General features: G+C 27.5%; 5 protein-coding genes. All 5 read left to right on the plus strand.

Features of this window, described 5'->3' with window-relative positions; translation table 11 throughout:
- Positions 1-294: 294 nt before the first annotated feature.
- Positions 295-741 carry a PTS sugar transporter subunit IIA gene (locus AWT72_RS08105; RefSeq protein WP_067143440.1) on the plus strand — a complete coding sequence of 149 codons (447 nt, stop codon included), beginning with the start codon at positions 295-297 and terminating at the stop codon, positions 739-741.
- An 11-nt stretch (positions 742-752) separates the two neighbouring features.
- The gene (ulaA, locus tag AWT72_RS08110; protein WP_067143443.1) at positions 753-2,276 is read left to right on the plus strand and encodes a PTS ascorbate transporter subunit IIC; all 1,524 of its coding nucleotides are present in this window, start codon (positions 753-755) and stop codon (positions 2,274-2,276) included.
- A gap of 1 nt (position 2,277) precedes the next feature.
- The gene (locus AWT72_RS08115) at positions 2,278-2,571 is read left to right on the plus strand and encodes a PTS sugar transporter subunit IIB (RefSeq protein WP_067143445.1); all 294 of its coding nucleotides are present in this window, start codon (positions 2,278-2,280) and stop codon (positions 2,569-2,571) included.
- Positions 2,572-2,628: 57 nt separating this feature from the next.
- Positions 2,629-3,675, plus strand: a complete 1,047-nt coding sequence (locus tag AWT72_RS08120) for a hypothetical protein (protein ID WP_067143448.1) — start codon at positions 2,629-2,631, stop codon at positions 3,673-3,675.
- A 39-nt stretch (positions 3,676-3,714) separates the two neighbouring features.
- Positions 3,715-4,212: BglG family transcription antiterminator (locus AWT72_RS08125; protein WP_156413118.1), on the plus strand; the 498-nt coding region annotated here is incomplete at its 3' end.

Raw genomic sequence — 4,212 nt, forward strand, 5'->3', positions numbered from 1 at the left:
TACCATATTAAATAAGTTTTACATAGTGTTTTATTTGAAAAACTTGACAAAAAAATACCTTTATTTCAAAAGGCATTGACTATATTTTTAACTAGTTAAATTTTCTAAACTCACGGCAACACCCAAAAAAAAATAAAAAAAAATTTGACAATTTAATAAACAGTGGTAAAATATACTAAGATTATTTTACTTACAATAAAATATATGTGAACAGTTTATATTTGATATAGGCAATTTTTTTGTCGTACAATATAAACTTTTTTAGTATTAAAATATATAGAAGGAAATTAAATTATGTTAAAAGAAGTAATAGATAAAAATTTATGGGCTTTTTATGAAGAAGCTACTGATTGGGAAGATGCAATAGTTAAAAGTTGTTCTAGATTGGTAGAAGAAGGTGTTGTTAGTAAAGAATATAGTCAAGAACTAATAACTTGTGTGAAAAAATATGGTCCATATATAGTATTAGAAGAAGGTATAGCAATGCCACATTCTACACAAGAAGGTAAAAATGTATTTAAAACAGAAATAGCATTTACTAAATTTGAAAAAGAAGTTGTGTTTGATGAAGAAAATAAAGCTAATCTATTTTTCACGCTGGCATCTGAAAACCCAGATATACATTTAGAAAATATGCAAAAGTTAATGGAAGTTTTGGGTAATGATGAATTAAAAGAAGAGTTATTCAAAATTAAAACAATAGAAGAATTAAAAGAATTATCAAAGAAATATAATATTTAGGAGGAAATAGTATGAATACTTTTTTAGGAGTTTTGGAACTTATATGGAGCTACATAGAACCAGTATGGTTAGTATTTTATGCAAACATTTTAACTAAACCACAATTTTTTATAGGATTTATGGTTTTATTGGGATATTTATTATTAAGAAAAGAATGGTATGTAACTTTAAGTGGAACTATTAAAGCAATAGTTGGATTTATGATATTATCCGAAGGGTCAAAAGGACTAGTTGTTAGTTTTAGACCAATATTAGTTGGATTAAATGATAAATATCACTTAAATGCCATGGTTATAGATCCATACTTTGGTCAAAATGCAGTACAAGCAGGAGTTAATGAAGTATTCGGGAAACCGTTTAGTGGTGTAGTTATATTACTTGCAATAGCATTTATAACTAATTTAATTTTAGTAAGATTTTCAAAATATACTAAATTAAGAGCAGTATTTACTACTGGGCATGTTCAATTGCAACAAGCAGCAACAGCTTATTGGCTAATTTTATTTGCGCTACCAGGATTAATAACAAATGATTATAAATTAATGGCAGTTATGGCAATAATTTTAGGTCTATACTGGGCAGTAGGTTCTAATTTACTAGTTAAATACTCACAAGAATTAACAGATGGTGCAGGTTTTACAATAGCCCATCAACAAATGTTTGGTGTTGCTTTATTTACTTGGTTAGCAGATAAAATGGGTAAAAGAGATAGAGCAAAAGGTCGAGTAGCAAGTAAAAAAATAGAAGATATAGAATTACCTGGATTTATGTCAATATTTAATGACAATATGGTTGCAACAGGAGTATTAATGTTAATATTCTTTGGAGCAATATTGGCTATATTAGGAAAACCATTTTTAATTGAACAAGGATTTGTTAAGGAAGGTCAAAATTTCTTTTTCTATATAATAGAAACTTCATTAAAATTTGCAGTTTATTTAGCAATATTACAATTAGGGGTTAGAACATTTATTTCTGAATTAACTCAATCATTTAAAGGTATATCTGATAAATTATTGCCAGGGGCAGTACCAGGTGTTGACTGTGCTATTTCATATAATTTTGGTTCGCCAAATGCAATAACAATAGGATTTTTAGCAGGAGCTTTTGGGCAATTCTTAGCAATATCATTGCTTATAATCTTAAAGAGTCCAGTATTAGTAGTGGCAGGATTCGTTCCAGTATTCTTTGATAATGCAACAATAGGTGTTTATGCAAATAATAAGGGTGGATTAAAAGCAACATTAATATTCCCATTCATTGCAGGTTTATGTCAAGTATTTGGATCAGCATTTATAGCACATTATGTAGGTATGGCTGCTTATGGTGGTTATCTAGGTATGTGGGACTGGGCAGTTGTATGGCCAGCATTTACAATAATAATGCAATATTTAAGTTATATAGGTGTAGCAATAATAGTTGTAGTTTTAATATTAATACCACAATTACAATATGCGAAAGATAAAGAAAATTATTTTTTAATAACAGAAGATTATGAAGAATATAAGAGAAGAATGGAAGAGAAAGGAGAATAATATGACATTTTTAGTATCATGTGCAAATGGAGCAGGGACAAGTTTAATGATGAAACTTACTGCTGAAAAAGTTTTAAAGAAAAACAATATAAATGTAACAAAGGTTCATCACTGTTCATTATCAGAAGGTAAGGGACAAGCGAAAATGTATGACGTAACATTATGTCCGTTAGCATTTATAAAAGAATTTCAACCAGCTATTGATTCGGGTAAAATTGTAATAGGTTTGAAAAATCCAATAGATGCAAAAGAAATGGAAGCAAAAATGAGAGAAGCAGGAATAATAACTGAATAATTAAAAGGGGGCAGGGCAACCTGCCTTTTTACAAAATGTATTAAAAGGAGACCAACTATGAAGTTTAGAAAACAAGTGTTAGATACACTTAATAAGTGTTATCAAATGGCAAATATTGCATATAATGGAGAGCATCATATAGTAGTTGCAGCAGAAAAGCAAGATCAATGCTATCTATATAATCATAACTTAGAAAGAAAGGCTACTATATGGGAAAATCCAGGTGGAACTATGAGTATAATACCATTAGAAGATTTTGAAGGAAGTTTTTTAGCTACTCAAAAATTTCATTCGCCTAATGATTCAGCTGAAGCTAGAATAGTTTATGTGAAACCAGAAGATGAGAATTATAATTTTAGTGTTAGAATCATAGCCAATGTGCCTTTTGCACATAGATTTGATGTTTTAAAAGGTCAAGATGGAACTAAATATATATTAGTATGTGCATTAAAATCTGGTCATGATTATAAAGATGATTGGACTAAACCAGGTAAAACTTATTTTGTAGAATTACCAAAAGATTTAGATAATTGTGAAGTTTTAGAAGAAAAAGATTTTACTGTTATACAAGAAGATATGCTTAAAAATCATGGTTATTATAAGCATATAGAAAATGGTATTGAAAAGGGAATAATTTCATGTGATAGCGGGGTATATTTATACACTCCACCTAAAATAAAGGGTGAAAAATGGAAAATTGAAACATTGGTAAATCATCCATCTAGTGATGCAACATTAATTGACTTAGATGGAGATGGGCAAGATGAATTAGTAGCGATATCTCCATTTCATGGTCATAAATTAAGAATATATAAAAAAATAAATGGGAAATTTGAATTGATAAAAGAATTTGAAGAAGATTTTGAATTTTTACATGCTATATGGTCAGGGAAATTAAAAGGAAAAAATGTAGTAGTTTTAGGTCATAGAAGAGCAGAAATGAAAACTTTTGTACTTTATTATGAAAATAATTCATATAAATATGATATAATAGACGAAGGTTATGGTGCTGCTAATATAAATTATTTTGTTAAAGATAATGAAGAATATTTGATTTCTGCAAATAGAGAAACAGATGAAATAGCTTTATATATAGTTGAATAATATTGTATAAAGTAATAGATATAGTAGAATGGGAGAAGTATGTATAGTGATAAAAGTTTTTATGATTTATCTAGTATATTAATATCGACTGATGAGGGAATAAGTATTTCAAAATTAGCCAATTTATTATTAAAAAGTAGGCGTATAGTCTATTATAATATAGAAAAAATAAATATAGAATTAAATAAAAATGGAATTAACGAAATAGTTAATATACCTAAAAAAGGTATAATTTTGAATACAGAACAAAAAAATATTTTAAGGAATATACTTGGAGAATTAGAATATATATTAGATAAAAATGAAAGAAGACTTATTATTGCTCTTTTAATAACAACTTACCCTAAACGACAAACTTTAAATGATTATATAAGTATATTTAAGACGAGTAAAAATTCCATATTATCTGATATAACTCATATTAAAGAAGAAGTTAAGAAGTTTAATAATAATTTGAAAATAGTGTATGACTCAACAAAAGGTTATGTTTTAAAAGGTCCAGAATTAGTACAAATACAATATGTGTACAGAATAATA

The sequence above is a fragment of the Oceanivirga salmonicida genome (genome assembly GCF_001517915.1).
Classification (GTDB): Bacteria; Fusobacteriota; Fusobacteriia; order Fusobacteriales; family Leptotrichiaceae; genus Oceanivirga; species Oceanivirga salmonicida.